Raw genomic sequence first — 18,775 nt, 5'->3', positions numbered from 1 at the left:
TAAGTATATGACTAGCATGAGAAAACTTCAACATAGTGTCTTCTATTACACCTTAAAGGTTAAATTTTCTGCCATCTTACTCAATTCCGCTTCATCAAGGGGAAAATTAACCGTCCACGGTTTTTGTGGTTTGGGTAGAACAGTTTGCGAGCAGTGTATTTTTAAAGTCTCTGCTGACATGTTAGGTATATCGAATTCCTCAGCCAATATTTGTACTCCTTCCTCAAAAGAGGTTAGGGTTTTGTATATGGATTCAGCACCATCTTGTTTGGAAAATTTCAATTGATTCGATTGAACATCCCAAATTAATGTTTTACGGCCATTTGGAGTGATTACGCCAAAGACTGTTTTCGTGTCGCGAATGGGGATGGGATCTGGATGGAGTTGAAGTTTGAGTAAATTGAATTGTGCAGTTTTTTCACTTATCGGCTCCAAATCCGTTTGCATTAAGCGAAGCCAACCTTGACTGGTTTTTCTTTCAAGCACATGCACACCATCGGTGGGATAAAACTTATATTCATCTTCATTTTGTGTAATGGAATCACTTTTGCCCGTAATGAGTATGGGAAAGCGAGGAGCAGAAGAACCCATGCCGGGGTCGAGAAGAAATTTCTGTTCGTCAATAGTTACGACTAACACTAGATGGGTGGCTGGCAGTGTCATTATTGCCGGTGAATTAATCGGAGCTCCCACGAGAACACGTGCAGCACAAAATACGGTTTCATATCCTAGCTGCTCTAAGGCATCGTTGAGTAAGGCTGCGGTTTGGAAACAATAACCATCGGGTTCAGAAGAGAGCAAATTCTTGTAACTAAAAAAAGACAACTTGGGTCTCTGGATTGGATGTTGTCGAGCAATGCTACGCAATGCAGTGTTGGAATAGGGAAAAGTTTTAACATGCGCAAAATAAATATCTTTTAATAAATTAATTTTTTCTATTGATGATAAATTGGGTAAAGAAGGAATGTTAATATTTGTCTTGTTTAGATAATCCTCTAAGCTAATGTTTTTCATATGAAATTATTTTAGACATTCTTTAGGACATTATACTGAATAATTTTCTCTTAGGTAGTGCACTATCCCATGCTTATCTCTTTAAAAACTGCAGTTCCAAAAAAATAGTTAATAAACGATATACTAATATTATTACCCTTATATCGGGGGCGCTTATGTTTTTTTTAAAGAAGAAAACTAAGGTCACACATAAAGATAAGGAATTCGATATTTTTAACAATAAGATAAACCATATTGGTTATGGGGCGGATAGGAAATTCTCCGAGAGAAATTATGAGGAGCCTTATCTCTGGACTAGCAATCTTACGGCGTGTATAGGCGTTGGTTTAATTTATCGAGAGGACAACAATTCTAAGATTGAATTGTATCATTCCGTTAGTGAGCATTATTTAGAAAATATAGAAATTGAAGATGCATTGGCTAGCGGCACTGAATTCGTTACTATGCTATTTAATTTTTTAAAGCAGTTAACAGAAACACGTGGTCTGATAATTTATATCGCTTTTGATCCAATTCATAATAATATTCCAGACAGGGATAGAACATTGATATGCAATGGTGTGAATCAGTGTATAAAATATATTAATCAAAGCCAGTCCAAATCACTCAAGCTGATTACTCATGCACAAGTTAAAGCAATTGAAGCGGATGCAGGAACCTTTTTTATTACTGCAACGGGTAGAGTTGGAACGATAGTGGAAGCGCTTGCAGACTCACTAGATAAAATAAAGAAATTATTTGCTGCTGAAAACAACTTAGGTAATTCAGAATTATATAAAGAATACATAACTAATTTAGTTTCAAGTGACGAGTCAGATACTTTCGCAACGAAAAAAGCTACATTCGAAAAATTGCAAGAACTTGCTTCCGCATTTTTATCAAAAAAACATTCTTCCAAAAAACAAGCCTTAGAAAAATTAGCCATAAAACTTGTTTCCTGGGACTTATTTCTTGCTAGGCCTAACAGCCAATTATTTAAGGCTTGGCAGAATAAACATGCAGATATTCAATATGAACCACCTTCTCCCTAAATATATCTAAAATCTGTCATGCCCGCACAGGCATGACAAAAGATAACAACTTGCATCGAGAGCTTAACTAAGGGTTGTAGGATATTTGTGGTGTCACTTGATTTACATAATTAGCGAGTAGTTTTAAAACTACTGCTAGAACAAAAATACTGACAGTAAAACCAACCAAAGAGGAATCAGGGAGTTTTGGCTGCTTAATATGCATTTTGCATAAGTCATTATAGATGTTTGTCATGGTTAGATAAATGTCCCCGCACTCCTTAAATATTTGTTCATATTCCATTTCATCCAAAGTAATTTTATCTACGTGATCCATTATATCCTTATAAAGGCTCATGGATGATTTTCCAGTTGAGGAAAAATCATATTGGTGAGTTGTTATTTGATAAGAGGTTAATTGATTACTTGGTAGAATATACTTGGATTTAACAATAGCTCCCCCATGTAGAAAACCGGCAACATGTTCTAAAAAATGTGCAAGTAGAAGTTTGGGTGGCAATTTCTCTATGTCTTCAAGGTATTTTTTAGTGGATTTTGTTTTCTCACCTTCAGAAATTTTATTAGGGTCAATATCTAATTGTTGTAAATCCTTTTCCATACCTGCGGTACGCCATAGATTCTCAAGATAAGTCAAAGCAAAAAATGCACTAATTTCTGATTTATCCTGAGTAGACAACCCTTGTAATCGCTTTTCTAGTGCTTTGATAATTAAAAATTGTTGGATTAATCGAGCTCCGTAGAGATCTTTGGGAATTACTGCATTTTTAAATAGATGCTCTGTTTTAAAAGGATGATATTCCGCTTCTCTATGCTTTTGAGTAAGTTGTCCACCCGGTTTGCCATCTTTATATGTCGCTGCTAATAAGGCTTTGCTATAGAGTCTAAACATAGATACTTCCTTGTGAGAATGAATGCCAGGAGGCTATGCTAAATCATTGCCTATTAACCTGTCGATTTTTTTCTAGAGAGAAGGAGAACATTTCAAAGACTCTAGGTAATCGATGATAATTTTTTGTTAAAAGAAAGTCATTTGAATTTTACATCGATACTTACATTTTGTAAGACGAAGAAACATCCGGCATTTCGATTTCACCACTTTCCAGTTTATCTTGATAATTCTCTAAGGCTTGTTTTAAGGATTTTTCTAATTCAGTTGCCTTGGTGTCTTTAAGCGCAATACAGACAACTACTTCTTCTACTTGCAGTGCAATTTCTTTCGGTGATGTAGAGGCATCATTTAATTTTTTAATCAATGTTAGAAGACCAGGAACTGCGGCAGCTTTATTATCTTTCTCTAATTTACTTAAATTATCTTCTTTGCCAAGGTTAAAAACTTTTTTAAGTTCATTAATCAATATCTGCTTCATTGTTTTATCTCCAGAGGTATGGTTGCTTCTTGTTGTTTTAACGCTCCTAAGACTTCTTCAATATCAGGTCTTTGAGCAGGATCTTTATTTTGCATATTATTTAGCAATTCAATGATTTCTTCTCCAAGTAATTCTGTATAAGGGCTGAAATCATATTTATCATCAACATAATACTTTACAAACGATTTAAAATCTTCAGTCCGAGTTAAGCTGTACACTCTATTACTAAATAAAGCTATTTCAAGTGATTCAGATTCCCTAAAGGCCTGCCTAATGGCTTGAACTAAATTAGGATTATTAACTTTGGCAAGAGCGCGTTCCATCCTTGCTCCAACAAATTCTTTTTTATTAGCTCCCAACAGTTCGGCAATGACTGGTGTCAATGAAAAAACATCCATTTGTGAGTTGGCTGCCGCACCGTTCATGTATTCAGGTGGAATTTCAAATGCAAAAATTGCTGTATCGAAACTTTTGTACTTAAGCATTGTCCCAGCGTTTTCTGCGCAGCCAAAATCAATAATATGCATTTCTTTTGCAACAGGATCATAAAGAATATTCTTTGGTTTTAAATCATTATGAGTGATGCCTGCACTATGTATTTTTTGTAAATCCTGAAGGAGGGAGCAGGCCATTTCTCTGCGTGTTTCCTTACTCAATTCTACATGCTCATACAAATAACTATCAAGTGGAACACCAGAAAATAAGGGCATTGCCAAACAAGCTTGCCCATTTTGAACAAACTGTTCGAAGTGCTCGTGAGGATATACCGCTTTAAACATTTGCATTTCTTTATTCATTACCATTTTACCCGAAGCAGGCATCATTTTTATGGCAAGGGGGGAGCTAATATGCAATCCTTCTTGATCTTGTGAATAGTGTCTAGCGGTATAAACACTACCCCACCCCCCCTTTCCTAAAGGAGTAGAATGGGTTTTATATATACCCGATGAGCCAGTAAGCACATTTTCCCCTCTTTTTTTTGGTTCGGTTTGTAATAAATTTAGAGCTTCACTTTTACTAAGCAGAGGAGGAACTTTGGGGAGATCAATATTGGCTTCTTTACTTAAAGACTGAAGGATATATTCATTTGCTATTAAGTTGGGATTATTTTCTATAACTCGAGCTAGCGCAGTATGATAGCGTTGTTTCTCTTGAGGAGTAATCGTTTTTAAATTTACCCCAAGCTCTTTTAGAGTATCTTCTAAATTGGAGTAAAACTGACTGCCAAAGAACCATCCTTTTCTTGGGGACAGGAAAGAGTATTCCCTGGATATATTTTTCGTTGTTAGTAACATCAGACCAATTAAGGCATCTTCATCATGTTGTCCTAATGCAGAAAAGGTAGAAATTAGCTCTTTATAAGCATTAAACATCGTTTCACGAGTACTACCTGGTTGTGGTTTGTATTTCTCTATATTAAATCTGGCAACGAGATAGCTTGCTTGACTGGTTTCTGCTGCTTCGGGTTTGGCAGTGCGTAGCGCACTTAGTAGTGTATTCCCTTCATGATTTTTACGAGTGAATGTTTCACAAAATTCTCGACGATCATCATTGTTTGAGGTGTGGTGTTCAATTACATAACTAACCGCATCAAAATTGCCTGCCCTTAACGTGTTTTCAAAAGGAGAAAGCAAATCAGTATCGCTAGAGTAAGGCGGAATAGTGCCTCTTGCAATTTGTTGACTTAGCAGCTCAGTTGGCAGCGCTGCAATAGCAGAAAATTTTGCAAGTTCAACAGTATTTCTGAATGAGCTACTTAAGTGTTTTAATTTGGATTTCATAGCTGGCGTTAATAATAATTCCAACCGCCGGTAATCAGATTCAGTTTCAGCATTTTTAAGCAAATCAAGCGCTTGTGCACATTCCGGGTCAAGGTTTTTTAATTGTTGGTAGTATTGATTTCTTAGCAACTGTTTATGACTTAGGCATTCGTAAACTAATATTTTGTCTCCACTCACAGCCTCACCAAACGATTGATCGCCCGTTGCGCCGAGCAAATCTCCGGAAAGGGCCTGGGCAGCAATCATTGAACTATGTGACATCCCAGCAGTATAGACAACGCGATAGTGTCTCCCCTTGGAGTCAGGATTACCATGCAAATATTCTTCTTCTTTAGTATCGGCATTATAAAAACTAATCTTGGTAAAACCATCATCGATAAGCTGTTCCTTAACTTTTTCTAAAGCCTGACGTTTGCTAAGTATTGATTTCCCTACCATCAAAACATCTTGATTTTTATCACTGTCTTTGGCATAGATCCGCTGCATTTTTAAAAAACGCTCTGCTGGTGAAGTTTTGGGAGTGGTTGGAAAAGTATCATGACTATACTGAAAATACATGTCAGTACTCGCTTGATAAGCTTCAATACCTTGTTCACCAGGAAGAGCAGCTTTTATTTTTTCTTCTAGTCTCGTTGCTAATATTGACGGTTCATCAGGATTTATTAGATTATCACTTAGGATAATGCCCTTTTCCTTAGTGCTAGTATTAAATCCAGTATAAACGATGCCTCGATAAGCGATTTTGCTAAGATTTTGACGAAATTGTTGATGAGGAATCATGTTTTCACGGTGAAGGGCGTCGCTGAAGGCATATTCAGGCATCATGACTAAAGGAACCGGATGCTGTTGTTTTTGAATTGCGAGGTTTATATCGTTGATTAAGCGGGACCTAAAAACAGGACCTTCTATTATTGATTCAACTTCTAACTCATCAGCATCAACTTTTTGTTTGAGCTCCCGCGGTGTTAAAACCTCGACACTAAATTCTTCATCTCCCTTTAAATTTCTTATTTTCTGTTGACCACTTGCTTGGGTAACTAATTTAATTTCGGGAGGATTATCAATACCCAAATTGTCTTTATAATATTTTTTTATTTGCTCCGCGAGTTTAAGAGCAAATAAAAAATCCCCATACCCACCAAAACCATCACTAACTGCGATAAGAATAACCTTTGACATAATATTTCTCTGTTAAGGTTCTTATTCATAAAATAGCAAAACAATGTTAAGTAAAGATTAATTAACACTAATGCGCGTTTGAACCTGAAGGATGTCTATCTGCCAATTTCTTGTCTAAACTCACTTGTAGTCAGCCACTTAAAATCATGGCATTAGTAATTTTAATAGCCGGACTTGCTGCTTTAACTATCTGAAGCCAGGGATTGCTGGAATAATTACTGCGTTAACCGGTACTGCAGCGATTACTGTTATAGCAATCGGCGGCGGATGCTCTTTAGGTGCTGGTTTCGCTTTTTTACTTCTGGACCCAAATGAATGAAATCGAGATGGAAAATGATTTTTTGTTAGTGCTAATGTCTCAATGTAACTGCACTGAGCAAGCGAACTGCCAATGGGATTACGCTTGCTGTTAAGCTAAAGAGTCTCCTTATGCACAAGCTGCTGCTCTAATTAACTTTTTTGACTAATTGAATTAGGAAAGTAAAATTTGTGCCATCTCTACAATAGAATTTGCTTCCTTATGGCCTCTTTATCCTGAACATTTTGATTGAATTTCGCGCAAATCCCCTCGTTCTCGTTATAGTCAAGGATTGTTGGATGTTTGATTTGTCTTGACAGTGCTAATTTGCTGATGAAACTCAATTAATTTATCTAATTTATTCTGTGTAAGTCTATTCTCTTGGATGGCTTGACGGGTTTGCGCTAATGCCTGCAAAGATTGTTTATAAAAAATTGCTATATTTTCATCATCAAGATCGCCAGCGTACAATTCATCGAGGAGAGAAGTTGTTTCGCTAATAAGTTCATTTACATAACGGGGAAGTGTGACATTAGCAAAGAATTTTGCATTATAATGACCTGATACAGGGCGTACCTCTAAATCATCTTTTGTTGTCCATCTAACCGGATCCCGTCTAAATGATGGCTTGAACATTTTTAGTGTTTCCCAATCATGATCATCTTTTGTTGCATGAATTATTGGATAATGAATCTGAGTAGGGCTGACCGTCGTTGATTTTGTGTCATAGTTATTACGCCTTATCAAGTGAATGTAGGCTTGCAGAGAAAACTCTTGCAATTGTTTCATCAACTCTGTTGGTTTAGTTAGCAGTAATTTAATATTTTCCAAGTTAAAAATAGCTATTTGGTGGTCTATAAAACCTACCAAGTCTTTTTGTTCACAAAAATTTGCTGCAACATTGTTTTCTTTATACCCGGGAAATTTGTTAAATCCGTTCATCAAGATAGTAAGCATTTCCTCATAAGTAAAAATAAAGCGTTGACTTGATTCGCTTGCTGCTAAAAAAAGGGAACTACCTGTTTCATCCAAACCTAGAAAAATGACATTCCAACCCTGCGCCGCGCCACGTGGATGTTTGTGAAGATATTGCTGATGACCACGAATATAAAAATGTGAGCCAACATATTTATTGGGATGTGTCTCGAGGTCGTTTAAAGTTAGCTTTTCTGTACCAGGATTCATAAAAAAATAAAGAGGATTGAAATCAAACCATTCACCAGACCAAATATTTCCCATGGTACCGATGCATAATCGATTTAAATTATGAATTTCATTAGATTTAGCGCCCAATAATTTATTAAATAACAAGGTGCCTTTTTGTGAGCCATGAAGTAAATTTAACAAATCCAATAGGGTTAGATAATTCGCAATTTGTATCGAGGCGGTGCACTCTAAGCTGGTCCGTGAAAATAACAAATCATATAAAACATTTGCTGCATTGTGTTCCTTATCGTTAATAATGTAGGAGTCTCCCATATGAAACAAGCGATAAGTATGGGAATTAACTTGACCATAATAATCAACAGGGGCAAAGGAAGCTATTGTCGTCATGGTTCGCAATTTGTTTTGTATCGACGTGATAAAATGATGATCATCTAAGCGATAAAAAGCACCTCCCCGATAGTATGAACTACAGGTGTAATACATATTTATTGCATTACGCAGGCGTAACCATTTGTCCAGTGTTGCATCAACGATGGTAGAGCGCTCAGTAAAATCTGCAAACAAGCGTTTACCGAGTTTATCGGCCTCATTTTTGGCGCGTTGCAGAAGATCTTTTATTTTTCCCTGATATTCAATTCGCATATTTCGTTTTGGATAGTGATTATTTGTTTTTACAGATAGATTGAATAATTGACTTTGTGATTTAATTTTACAAAAATAGTATTTTATATCTGCAATTATAAAATGAATATGGGTAAATTTACCTAGTCAGTTGGGGGAGCAGAAGACGATTATTTACTGATAGGCAAAAAAATCCCTTCAATAAATGAGAAACCGAGTAATAGCTCTGATATCATTTAGGATTCAGAGCATGGTTTGTCTAGATGAGTAATAAGGATAGTTGACCAGCTTTATTGATAAGTAAGGTTACTTGTTTGCTGCTGGGGGCAATCCAATAATGAAGGCGATTTCATGAGCCCAGATTTACGAATTAATTGGCTGCAAAAGAGATGATAACCAGCCGATTGCTGAAGTTCTTTTTGAAAATCGGTTAAATCCTCGAGCTTTATATCAACACCCGTTTCAACAAAATCCGTAAATGCTTTATCCTCAGGCTCTGAATATAACCCACCTATTTCCTCCCACAGCATTTTCGCAACCAAAGGTTTAATGGCAGGCCAAATTGGTTTTAGATTGAATTTTAGAGATGAAAATAGCTGAGCCGTCGTAAGATAGTCATCTGCTGTTTTAGGCTGAGTGAGGGGGGAGAGGTAGTCCATGGTAACTTTTTTAATAACAGAGATTTTCCTCTCTTCAACGGAAATATTCAGAGCCTGTTCCAGGTTAACAAATTCTTTCAAACGCTCTTGATAAATAAAAATTTCGCCTGACTTTATATTATAGAACCATCCGTGAAGCGTTAGTTTACCAGAGGCAAGTCTCTCTGCGACTAGTGGATAAGTTTTTAAATGATCAAGCTGTACAAGGATATTTTGTTTAATGACATTCTCTAATGTCGGTTCTGTTTCTTTTGTCGCTAGAGTTTCCAGTACTGAAGAAGAATAGTTTAACCACGTCGCCATTGTAGGTGACTTTTCTGTTGGCTCAAGTAATTTTTCCATTGCTCCGCAGCAAGAATGTCCACAAAGAATAATATTTTTTACACCAAGTCCATTGAGTGCGAATTCTATTGCAACGGCTTCACTGGAAGTGGCTGAGGTAAAGGGAGGAATAATGTTACCAACATTACGATGCACGAACATTTCGCCAGGATTTGAATTAGTTAATAAGCTGGGAACCACCCGTGAATCTGAGCAACTAATAAAAAAAATGTCAGGGTGTTGTCCACCACTGAGCATCTCAAAAATGGGTTGCATTTCTTTAAATTTTTCCTGGTGAAACTTACGGGCTCCAAGGATCAGTTTGATTAGCATTTCGTTTCTCTACATTGAGGAGAAAGAAAAAATATCTTATTATTTCAAAATCATCAAGTAATTTAACAAAAGTGTTAAGTAAAAGGCGACCCTGCACTGTGTATCTGAGTTTTTGGTGAGTTGGCTTGCAATTATGTTTTTCAGTAGCCATAACAATAATAATTTCACTTAGATGATTGTTAATTACGTGATAACTCGTTTAAAATTTAGTCATCAAATACCACCTTCAAGTGATGATATGAAAACTATTCACTATCTAATCTCTTCTCTACTCTTCGGGGTAATGTTTAGCTTAAGTTTTACCTGTCAGGCTAATTGGGGACATCGGCATTATCATGGCCATGGTTATTATGGTTATGGGCCGGGTTATTACGATAGAGGATGGTATCCTGGCTGGGGCGGACCTAATGTGATTATCAATATTCCAGTTCCGCCACCCGTGTATGTTCCGCCGCCAGTTTATGCACCACAATATATCCCTCAATGTGAAGTGGTAGAAGTGTGCAATCCTGATGAGTGTTGGTTACAGCAAGAGTGTCGTTAAAACATTAGTAAGCAAGCCTGCACATAAATAAAAGTACTTTGGCTAATCATTGACAGCCAAGGTACTTGTTTCAACGTTTAGACTGATTGTGTAAGATGTAAAGCTTCTACGGTACCGCTATTACTTGAGCAAATCTCTACAATCTCTGAATAAAGTTGCGCTGTAGATAAATCTCTGCCGCCTAAATTAAAACAAGAGCCTGCCGTTGCTTTTGTTTTTCCCGATAATTCCTTAGCGATATCCTGGAAAAGCTCGTGTATTTCTGCTTTTAAACTTTCAACCGCAGTAGCATCGTTATAATTAATGCGCTTAGCGAATAAATTTTCAATTTTTTCGACGACATTCCCGGCGCTTGTTGTATATTTTTTACCAAAAACGGTTTTACCAAAACCATTGATAACATAGTGGTGATTTTGTAATTTTGAGAGAATTGTTCTTAAGGGAATCTCCTCTAGGATAGAGGGCATAACCTGCTCGGTTATATTTAAAATTTCTTCATAGAGATTAATGGTTGTTTTATCCCTTTGTCCCCACCAGCCAAAAGACCGACCAGTTTGAGATGTTCTTTTATGTTTTAGTTCCTCTCTAATATCCTGAGCTAATGCTTGTGCCTGCCGTTTAAAATCTTCGATGGCACTACTTTCATGTAAATCAATTTTAGTAGCGAGTAATGTTTCAAGCTTTTTCACCAGATTAGCAGCACTCGTTGAGTATTGCTTGCCATTTATGATTTTACCGCCACCATGAACGACATAATCATGTGACTTTAGTTTCCAAAGCATTTCACTTAAGAAAATTTGTTCGGGTATTAAATAAGATTTTGCATCTGCCTTAAGCGCCTCAAATAGTTGAGAAACATGATCTCCGGGGCACTGAATTTGATAGCGAATGGGGAGCACGAATACCTGAGTAAATCGTTTATCCCCTTCGTGGTGATTATAGGAAAACTGCGGAATCTTATAATGCTTCATCCAATTACAAATGCTGATGTTGTTCGCTTGAGATAATTTGTCCAGATAGTTCATGAATCTTGAAAATCTCTCATCATTCAAGTTGAAATTTTCGCGTTCAAGTGGGGTTAGTTCAAATCGTTTATTAGCATTCGCAGCTTCTTCATCAGAAAGTGCATCAATAAATAAATCTCCCACTGAGTAGGCGATAATAGCAGCAGAAAGACGCGCTAAAATATTCTGGATGTTTTCCATGGGGAGAAGAGCTTCACCGGGTTTACTTATAAATCGAGCTCGCAATTTTTCTTCGTCAATAAACTCTGGCACGCCTATTTTTACCTGATTTCCTTCTGTAGTAAATTGCAATCCATTAACAAATTGATGAAGGCGCGCATTCAGTTTTTTCATACGCTCCTCGGCAAGTTTCTCATCATAATTTTTCAATTCCTCCTCTGTTAATAATAAAATTTCCAGAGGTTTACCAAGCTGCATATTTTTTAGTGAATGAATGATTAAATTATCAATTTGGATGAGATCATCACTAGATAATTCTACAGGTGCGAAAGGATTAAATTGTTCAAAAGAAAAAGGCATAGTCATCTCTATTTGGTATTTATTAAAGAATTGCTGCGGAGAAAGTGGAGCAACATTCTGGTTGCCAATTGTACACAAAGTGGTCTAATTTGGCAATTTTGGTGATGCGCCAGTTGGTTTTTTAAAGATGTCCTTGAATAATATAGTTCCCTCGTACCGCAAGGTATTATAAATGGTGTTTAGGATTAAATATTGAGCATTAAAGATAATTGTGAGACAATTTTGCCATTTTTAGATTTAATATCGAGGTAATTGTGTTGTTGCTCCCGATTCATTTTGAAGAAGCAAAAGATGTTATCACTTTTTTGGAAACGCTGGAAAAATCTGGTGCGATTGAAATAAGAAAGCAGGACCTTAAACCGCAAATTATTGTAAAAGAAAAACATCATCTTCTAAAGGGAAATGACGGTAATATCTATTTTTTAAAAGATATCCTGAATTATCTTGAACAAGCCTCTAGTGAGGATCTTGCAACGTCAAAAATTACCTTTCCATCAGCGAAAGGTCCTATTAGTTTGAAGCAACTTAAAGATGATTTTAGCATTGCCGAGCATTTAATGGGTTTCCAGGAGGGCTGGAGTTATATAGAAAAATGGAATCTTAATATATATTCCGAACTACAATTACCTTCTTTAACCACAACTGAAGAAATTAAACGTGCGAGAAGTATTTATGATAACAGCAAATTATATGCACTCATCAATACGACCATGTTTGGTTTAACCGTCCAGGAAACCATTCTTTCTTCCGCACAAGCATTGCTATTGTTAGTTAACCAAACGCCATTACAAGTCCCCTTGCCCAACAGTGCGGCTGATTTTATTAGCACCCTGAGCAAGGATTTTTTAAAAGCGACTGCAATACAAGAAAATAAAATCAAACACCATCTATTAAACGAAATTAAGAAAACTACAAATCAGGATGATGTAGAAGAGTTAACCAAATGGGTAAAAGCCATTGATGATAATAACGCAAAAATCCAGGAGGTATTGAAAAAATTAAAACAATTACTCAAAAATCACCGCGATGTAATTGATAAAGCTAAGGCGCATTACACGCAGTTGATGGAAGAGGGTGTGACCGTAGAGGAAAGAACAAAAAAATTAGAAATGTTGAATACAGAAAGCGCAGCCCTTCGTGAGTCAATTATCCAACAAGAAAATATGCTTAACTGGCTAAAACCTGTTGCTGTATATGGTATATTTACCCTCGTTCCTTTCTTGGTTGCTTTCATTATCACTTTTGTCACGATCTCACTTGCAACACCCTTTGTTGCACTTTTTATATTGAGTACTGTTCTTTTTAGTATGACCGCAGCTAGTTTACTTCTGCTGACACCTTGGGGTGACAAAATAGCAGATGGTATTGTCTCGGTAAAAAGAAGCATTGAAGATAAAGTTGACTCCTTTGCGGATGGAAAAAGAGCAGAACTTAGAGCAGTAGCGACCCAAATAGCTGAGGTTGGTGCAGACCTCTACTTTTTACAAACCTATGTAGATGAAAATTTTAGAGGGGTAGATAGAGGGCATAATGCGTTGATTAATGCACTTGAAGCGGATCTCCAGGAAATGGACACATTTGAGAAATCCCTAAAGAAAATGAGGCAAGAGCCAGTATTGTCTTCTCATCCAGTTTCTCCCATTAGTATGTTCAATCGCACAAGAGAACAACCTGCATCGTCACCAGTATCTACTGCGCCTGAATATTCGCCAATGTAGTTCTGCGTGATTTTATACCCCGCATTAAAATGATACATAGAGAATAGAAGCATGCCCTCATAAAATGAAGTCAGTTGTGGGCATACTTGCTAAAGCCTGGATGCGTCAATAAGATATGGTTTAAAAAGGGAAGTTTAATGAAACTGAAATCCTATAATCTCTTAACGTGGGTACCTCATCTTTTTTTATTCTATAAGGACAAGGTATTTCGCAAGCTATTACCTATAACAGTGGTTATTGTTCTTTATGCATTATTAATTGCCTATTTTTTTGAAAATACGCACGGCTATCATTTAGGACAATTTCATTTGATATTTAGTTTTATTTTAACTGTGATTATTAGTTTCAGAGTAAACAGTAGTTACTCACGATGGTGGGAGGGGCGTATTCTATGGGGCTCGATTGTTAATAATTGCCGTAATCTTGGTCAAAAATTTGATATCTTTGTTGGCTTAAAACAATACCCTGAATTTTATAACCTCTTAATTAAACTTCCTGTACTCATTACCGCTCATCTACGAAAAAATAGTCAACAACTAGAAAGAGAATTGCATTCTTTGGGTATTCATGAATTCAATTCACAGAACCCTGTGCTGTTAGTTACAAAGCGCATGTATTTTATAATTAATGAATTACGTCAAAAGGGTGTCTTGCAGCTAGAACAATATTTGGCATTGGATACTCATTTAGTCAATTTGATTGATGTAGTCGGCGGCTGTGAAAGAATTGCCAATACACCAGTTCCTCCCGCCTTTTCTTATTTCGTTAAACAAGCCTTGTTATTTTATATAATAATGTTTCCTTTCGGTTGGGCGGATACCTTTGGTTATTTAGTCATCGTTGTAATGATTATGATTGTTTATATTTGGTTAGGGCTGGAAATTTTAGCGGAAGAGTTGGAGCAGCCATTTGGCAAGGGAGAAAATAATCTGCCGTTGAATCTTATCACCAAAAATATTATACGAAATATTGAACAAATCGCTGAGTTCCCCTAACGATGAAACAAATATAGACAGCCAGCTAAGGAAAATGTATTAAACTACATTTCCTTAAATCCAAGCTATATCCAGCTCGCACTGAGCATCAATAAAAACAGGTGAGTAAAAATGATAACTTAACCATTAGGAGTCAATGTGGACGGTGGTATCTTTTTATCTTTATCTGATTCTTGTATCTTGGGTTGCTCACCAATTGGAAAAAAGCCATTATCAAAAAGTAAAGCCTGCCCTATTATACCACTCATAGATGTTAGCTTGCTCCCCGGGTTTTTCTCATCCTTACGCGTTTTTTCTACTTTTGTAAACATAACACACTCCTTTGCATCATAAAGGCACTTAATATTTACTTAAGGTTATTTCCTTATCATGCGTACCAAATATTCACGTAGTTTTATTAATATGCATGAGAAAAAAGAGATAGTAACATCTGAGTCCAAGTCATTCAATGTGGCAGAGTTTATTGATAATGTCAAAAAAGGTGCAGTAATAGGTGGTGTTAGTACAGCCGCAACTTTTATGCTGATAGACAAGCCTTTAGGTTATGCCACTAAAGCAGTGGTACAAAAGACGCAAACCTCAACATTCGGATTCTTTCAACATATGATGCATGGAAATTTGTCTGTATGGTGGAAAAATAGTCCATATGTGCAAGCGTATTATACTACATTGAAGCACCCTGTCTCGGGGTTTCCTGTCGCTCTTCTAAATTCCGGCGCTAAAAATGCCGTATTTTTTCCCATGAAATATTTCACTGAAGAAATGCTGAGAGTGGTTTGGCCTAATGATGAAATGGCACGATACTCTGGATTTTTTACTGGTGTTGAAACGGTTTATCTCACAGCACCAATTTCCGTATTGAAAGCAAGAATGATGACGAATGTTCCACTTGATACTCTTACTCCAAAGCGCTTGATGTCGGGAGTGAACGCCATTGCTTTGCGCGATGGAATTCAATTCGGAATTTATTTTAATACAGTCAAGTATCTTCAAGAGCAATATGGTGATAGTTTTTTTTCAGCGGGTATTGCTGGAATCCTAGGATATATCTTTAGTAATCCTTTCAGTGTGATTGGTATGAATCAAAAAATATCGGAAAAGCCTGTTAATCTATTGAAAATGGCCAAAACTATTTACAAATCAAGTGGTCCAAAAGGTTTTTATCCATTGTTAGGCTTATCGGCTTTCGGAATGTTTGCTCGTGGTGTGGCAATTGACCAGGGCATCAAATTATATAAATTGTTAACTAACGATCAAAAAATTGAAGTCAAAGAGCCTTCTGAAAATGATGAAGCTGAGCAATCGTCTTTGCCAAACCCATAATCTTATTCTTGCGTAACTTGGATTAGACAAATGTCATAATCCAGGTTACGTCTTATCAAGGCTAGATTTAAAATTTAATCACTGCTCGTCCAACAATGTCTCCAGTTCTTAACAGATCAAGATACTCATTGATTTGTTCTAGTTGAATAATGTTGATTGTATGTAGAATTTTTCCTTGCGAAGCAAGAGCCATAATTTCACTTAGGTCGTTATAATTCCCCCAGAAGGAACCATGGTAGGTGTATTCACGAGCGACAAAGGGGAAAAGTGGAATATTAATCGAGTCACCTACTAAACCTACAGATGCATAGTGACCACCGACTGCAAGCAGCCCAAACCCCATCTGCAGTACTTCCTCAGCTCCAGCACAGTCAATGACCGCATCAAGATCGCTTTGACCAGTGGCTTTTTGGAGTTCTTTACGAATGTCCTCTAATGATTTTCCTCTGGTGTTAATAACATGATCAGCCCCATATTTTTGGGCAATAGCTATTTTGTCAGGGTGTCGAGCAAAAGCTACGATTGTTGCCCCTCCTCCCAATAGTTTCGCATACTGCACGGCATAAGTTCCCAGACCTCCAACTCCCAATACTCCAAGTACACGGTTGGGTCCTAAAGCACCAGCATCTCGAAGCTTTTTGATACCCCGATAGGGCGTTAAACCAGCGTCGGTAAGTGGTGCAATTTCTTCGGCTTTGAGAGATTTATTAACTTTAATTAGATACTGAGCTGGAACTGGCACAAACTCGGAGTAGCCACCATAAGGTCCAAAACCAGGCCATCGACCGTGACTACAGATCTGTGTATTGCCTTCATGGCAATGACGGCAAGTCTCGTCCCCCCAGCCGCCGACCACAACTACTTGATCACCTTCTTCAAATCCTGCGGACTTCGAAACCAGGTTACCTACCTTATGAACGACTCCTGCAATTTCATGTCCAGGTGTAAGGGGTAAGGGTAGATTCGCGTATTTTCGAAAATAACCATCCAGTAATTGTACATCAGTGCGGCACATTCCAGCCGCGGTCACTTTTATGAGGATTTCATCAGGCTTTATATCGGGTACAGGGACATCTTCGAGTACTAAGGGTTTATGATATTCGTGCATACGTGCAGCTAACATGAATGTCTCCTTCCTGGTTTAGACAAGCTTAATTATAGCAATCATTTATTAAATTAAAGGAAAAGTCGTAAGGGGTAAAAAGTTGCGAACTTCCTTTTAAGCTAACAAGAAATTGCAGTAAGCATTCGGTAACTGCTTTGTTCTATAGAGTAAGTGAATCGTTCAATAATTCCTCATGAATTTTTTGGACTCCTTCTTCTAATCGAACTTTTGATTCCACTTCTTTTACAAAAAAGATAGGTTTGTTTTTTACAGCGTTATAAATATACGCAGTACCAAGGGATAAAATACCGAAAACTAAATTTTTTATAAGGGTGATACACGCATCCAATTTGGGGTTTAATCGCTCGCTGATTTTATTGTCATTTATAAAATTACTGTTAATTTGTAACAACCTTTCGCGTATTAATCGTTTATCTTTCTCTGTAGGTTCAGAAATAGTTAAAAATTCATAAGATAACTTGAACATATTCCAAAGATAGGTATCTTTATTTTCCATCAGACACTTTCGTTTGTTATCTGAGCGATGGCTTAAATGTTCTAATGCCTGAGCAATAACCAGGCTAGTCGAATTAATGATTTTTATTAACTTTTCTCCCTGTGGGGTTTTATTTAGAATCATTGAAATCATTGGTTCAAGGCTCTCTTTATCAGGACATCTTCTAGCCAAAGAACAAATTGCTTTTTTCTGTTCATTGCTTAATTCAGCGGCCCACACTAAAGAATTCAGTAAGGAAACATCATCGACAAATTTTGTAATGTTTGCATCAAGTCGTTGCAGGAGGATATCATCAGTAAGTTCATCAAGCGCTTCTTGATAAAGTGGATCTAACTTAATACGATTGATATCGCCAAAAGGGAGATGCTTTTCGTCAATATGCAAAAAAAGTGGTTCGTAATCAAGATAGCGCGTTTTATAGACAGTTTCCTTAATGTTAAATTCTGGATCACGAGTACGGCAGTAACCATACTGTTGTAATTCATTTATCATATATTCGTAACCAAGACGCACGCCTAGAGAAGAAAAATGTGAGTTAATTGGACATTCGATAATATTTGCTTTTACTGTCTTTGAAAAAAAAGGAACAACCTGTCTAAAAAAAATTCTGTGGAAAAAACTGGATATCTGGTTAGCCCCGCTAAATCCAACTTGTTTTGTATAACTACCAACAATTACGGATGCGGTTTTTATGTTGGTGCACATACTTAAGTCTTCAACTTCAGAAACGACCGTTCCTGCCCCATTATAGTAATTACCGGGCACCGGCTGATTAGCAATAATTCTTACTGGTGTTTGTTTTTTACAATGATTTAATTCTTTTGCAACAGCAAAGGCTGTTACACCGCCACGACTATAGCCAGCCAGTAAGATTTCATCTATCTCAGAAACCTTGCCATAATGCTTAGGACTGGTTCCTGCTGAATCAAAAGGTTCAATAACCACATCAGTGTCAAATTTTCTTTTTAATGCATCAAGATCAAGTGTGTCATTCGTAAAGGTACTCACCAGACGTTTTGCAGCCCCTGCAATATCTGGGAACCAACCATTCCCACCTGTTTTTCTGCCGTGACAACCCTTAAAATAAATTCTTATTGTATCTTCATGGGGAATTGTATCTTTCTCAAGAATTGATCTGCCTTGTCCTTCTAAATGAGTGCCATCAAAAAAGAATAGAATTTTGGTCATGTTGTTGTTTAAAAATAACAATAGTGCAAATTATATCGTGTAAGAATTAAGAGAAACTTAAATGAAGCGA

At 36.9% G+C, this 18,775-nt stretch carries 15 protein-coding genes; 5 read left to right on the top strand and 10 right to left on the bottom strand.

Features of this window, described 5'->3' with window-relative positions; genetic code table 11:
* Window positions 1-45: 45 nt before the first annotated feature.
* Entirely contained in the window at window positions 46-1,014 is a 969-nt protein-coding gene (locus PXX05_RS12425; protein ID WP_275088511.1) for an arylamine N-acetyltransferase, read from the bottom strand.
* Window positions 1,015-1,169: 155 nt separating this feature from the next.
* Here PXX05_RS12425 and PXX05_RS12420 point away from each other — a divergent pair, with 155 nt between their 5' ends.
* Window positions 1,170-2,045, top strand: a complete 876-nt coding sequence (locus PXX05_RS12420) for a hypothetical protein (protein WP_275088510.1) — start codon at window positions 1,170-1,172, stop codon at window positions 2,043-2,045.
* Between the two features lie 67 nt (window positions 2,046-2,112).
* On the opposite strand, the gene PXX05_RS12415 is transcribed toward PXX05_RS12420, so the two are convergent.
* From PXX05_RS12415 to PXX05_RS12395, 5 genes are all read right to left on the bottom strand, one after another.
* A complete protein-coding gene (locus tag PXX05_RS12415; protein ID WP_275088509.1) occupies window positions 2,113-2,934 on the bottom strand; it encodes a biliverdin-producing heme oxygenase in 822 nt (273 codons plus the stop codon).
* A 160-nt stretch (window positions 2,935-3,094) separates the two neighbouring features.
* Entirely contained in the window at window positions 3,095-3,412 is a 318-nt protein-coding gene (locus PXX05_RS12410; protein WP_275088508.1) for a hypothetical protein, read from the bottom strand.
* A complete protein-coding gene (locus PXX05_RS12405; RefSeq protein ID WP_275088507.1) occupies window positions 3,409-6,372 on the bottom strand; it encodes a protein kinase domain-containing protein in 2,964 nt (987 codons plus the stop codon). The genes PXX05_RS12410 and PXX05_RS12405 overlap by 4 nt, the downstream gene beginning before the upstream one ends.
* Window positions 6,373-6,955: 583 nt before the next feature.
* On the bottom strand, window positions 6,956-8,479 hold the full coding sequence (locus tag PXX05_RS12400) for a hypothetical protein (RefSeq protein WP_275088506.1): 1,524 nt from the start codon (window positions 8,477-8,479) through the stop codon (window positions 6,956-6,958).
* Window positions 8,480-8,748: 269 nt separating this feature from the next.
* Window positions 8,749-9,771 carry a carbonic anhydrase gene (locus tag PXX05_RS12395; RefSeq protein WP_275088505.1) on the bottom strand — a complete coding sequence of 341 codons (1,023 nt, stop codon included), beginning with the start codon at window positions 9,769-9,771 and terminating at the stop codon, window positions 8,749-8,751.
* A 187-nt stretch (window positions 9,772-9,958) separates the two neighbouring features.
* On the opposite strand from PXX05_RS12395, the gene PXX05_RS12390 reads away from it, so the two are divergent.
* Window positions 9,959-10,315, top strand: coding sequence for a hypothetical protein (locus tag PXX05_RS12390; RefSeq protein ID WP_275088504.1), 357 nt, complete (start codon window positions 9,959-9,961; stop codon window positions 10,313-10,315).
* A gap of 77 nt (window positions 10,316-10,392) precedes the next feature.
* On the opposite strand, the gene PXX05_RS12385 is transcribed toward PXX05_RS12390, so the two are convergent.
* Window positions 10,393-11,859 (bottom strand): hypothetical protein, encoded by a 1,467-nt coding sequence (locus tag PXX05_RS12385; protein ID WP_275088503.1) that lies wholly within the window; start codon window positions 11,857-11,859, stop codon window positions 10,393-10,395.
* Between the two features lie 254 nt (window positions 11,860-12,113).
* Between PXX05_RS12385 and PXX05_RS12380 the strand changes: the two genes are divergently transcribed.
* Both PXX05_RS12380 and PXX05_RS12375 read left to right on the top strand, forming a co-directional pair.
* On the top strand, window positions 12,114-13,577 hold the full coding sequence (locus PXX05_RS12380; protein ID WP_275088502.1) for a hypothetical protein: 1,464 nt from the start codon (window positions 12,114-12,116) through the stop codon (window positions 13,575-13,577).
* Between the two features lie 137 nt (window positions 13,578-13,714).
* On the top strand, window positions 13,715-14,572 hold the full coding sequence (locus PXX05_RS12375) for a bestrophin family protein (RefSeq protein ID WP_275088501.1): 858 nt from the start codon (window positions 13,715-13,717) through the stop codon (window positions 14,570-14,572).
* 119 nt (window positions 14,573-14,691) lie between these two features.
* On the opposite strand, the gene PXX05_RS12370 is transcribed toward PXX05_RS12375, so the two are convergent.
* The gene (locus tag PXX05_RS12370) at window positions 14,692-14,883 is read right to left on the bottom strand and encodes a hypothetical protein (RefSeq protein ID WP_275088500.1); all 192 of its coding nucleotides are present in this window, start codon (window positions 14,881-14,883) and stop codon (window positions 14,692-14,694) included.
* A gap of 91 nt (window positions 14,884-14,974) precedes the next feature.
* Here PXX05_RS12370 and PXX05_RS12365 point away from each other — a divergent pair, with 91 nt between their 5' ends.
* On the top strand, window positions 14,975-15,895 hold the full coding sequence (locus PXX05_RS12365; protein WP_275088499.1) for a hypothetical protein: 921 nt from the start codon (window positions 14,975-14,977) through the stop codon (window positions 15,893-15,895).
* A gap of 67 nt (window positions 15,896-15,962) precedes the next feature.
* On the opposite strand, the gene PXX05_RS12360 is transcribed toward PXX05_RS12365, so the two are convergent.
* Together PXX05_RS12360 and PXX05_RS12355 are read right to left on the bottom strand one after the other, a co-directional pair.
* On the bottom strand, window positions 15,963-17,018 hold the full coding sequence (locus PXX05_RS12360; RefSeq protein WP_275088498.1) for an NAD(P)-dependent alcohol dehydrogenase: 1,056 nt from the start codon (window positions 17,016-17,018) through the stop codon (window positions 15,963-15,965).
* 142 nt (window positions 17,019-17,160) lie between these two features.
* Window positions 17,161-18,705 (bottom strand): hypothetical protein, encoded by a 1,545-nt coding sequence (locus tag PXX05_RS12355; protein WP_275088497.1) that lies wholly within the window; start codon window positions 18,703-18,705, stop codon window positions 17,161-17,163.
* Between the last annotated feature and the right edge of the window lie 70 nt (window positions 18,706-18,775).

The sequence above is a fragment of the Legionella cardiaca genome (assembly GCF_029026145.1).
GTDB classification, from domain to species: Bacteria; Pseudomonadota; Gammaproteobacteria; order Legionellales; family Legionellaceae; genus Tatlockia; species Tatlockia cardiaca.
Note: the sequence above shows the minus strand (reverse complement) of the source record. Positions and strands in the feature narration are given on the sequence as shown.

Bases quoted from the DNA above. Each gene is read 5' to 3' on its own strand.
- PXX05_RS12425 (WP_275088511.1), bottom strand. From the start codon at position 1,014: ATGAAAAACATTAGCTTAGAGGATTATCTAAACAAGACAAATATTAAC.
- PXX05_RS12420 (WP_275088510.1), top strand. From the start codon at position 1,170: ATGTTTTTTTTAAAGAAGAAAACTAAGGTCACACATAAAGATAAGGAA.
- PXX05_RS12415 (WP_275088509.1), bottom strand. From the start codon at position 2,934: ATGTTTAGACTCTATAGCAAAGCCTTATTAGCAGCGACATATAAAGAT.
- PXX05_RS12410 (WP_275088508.1), bottom strand. From the start codon at position 3,412: ATGAAGCAGATATTGATTAATGAACTTAAAAAAGTTTTTAACCTTGGC.
- PXX05_RS12405 (WP_275088507.1), bottom strand. From the start codon at position 6,372: ATGTCAAAGGTTATTCTTATCGCAGTTAGTGATGGTTTTGGTGGGTAT.
- PXX05_RS12400 (WP_275088506.1), bottom strand. From the start codon at position 8,479: ATGCGAATTGAATATCAGGGAAAAATAAAAGATCTTCTGCAACGCGCC.
- PXX05_RS12395 (WP_275088505.1), bottom strand. From the start codon at position 9,771: ATGCTAATCAAACTGATCCTTGGAGCCCGTAAGTTTCACCAGGAAAAA.
- PXX05_RS12385 (WP_275088503.1), bottom strand. From the start codon at position 11,859: ATGCCTTTTTCTTTTGAACAATTTAATCCTTTCGCACCTGTAGAATTA.
- PXX05_RS12375 (WP_275088501.1), top strand. From the start codon at position 13,715: ATGAAACTGAAATCCTATAATCTCTTAACGTGGGTACCTCATCTTTTT.
- PXX05_RS12370 (WP_275088500.1), bottom strand. From the start codon at position 14,883: ATGTTTACAAAAGTAGAAAAAACGCGTAAGGATGAGAAAAACCCGGGG.
- PXX05_RS12365 (WP_275088499.1), top strand. From the start codon at position 14,975: ATGCATGAGAAAAAAGAGATAGTAACATCTGAGTCCAAGTCATTCAAT.
- PXX05_RS12360 (WP_275088498.1), bottom strand. From the start codon at position 17,018: ATGTTAGCTGCACGTATGCACGAATATCATAAACCCTTAGTACTCGAA.
- PXX05_RS12355 (WP_275088497.1), bottom strand. From the start codon at position 18,705: ATGACCAAAATTCTATTCTTTTTTGATGGCACTCATTTAGAAGGACAA.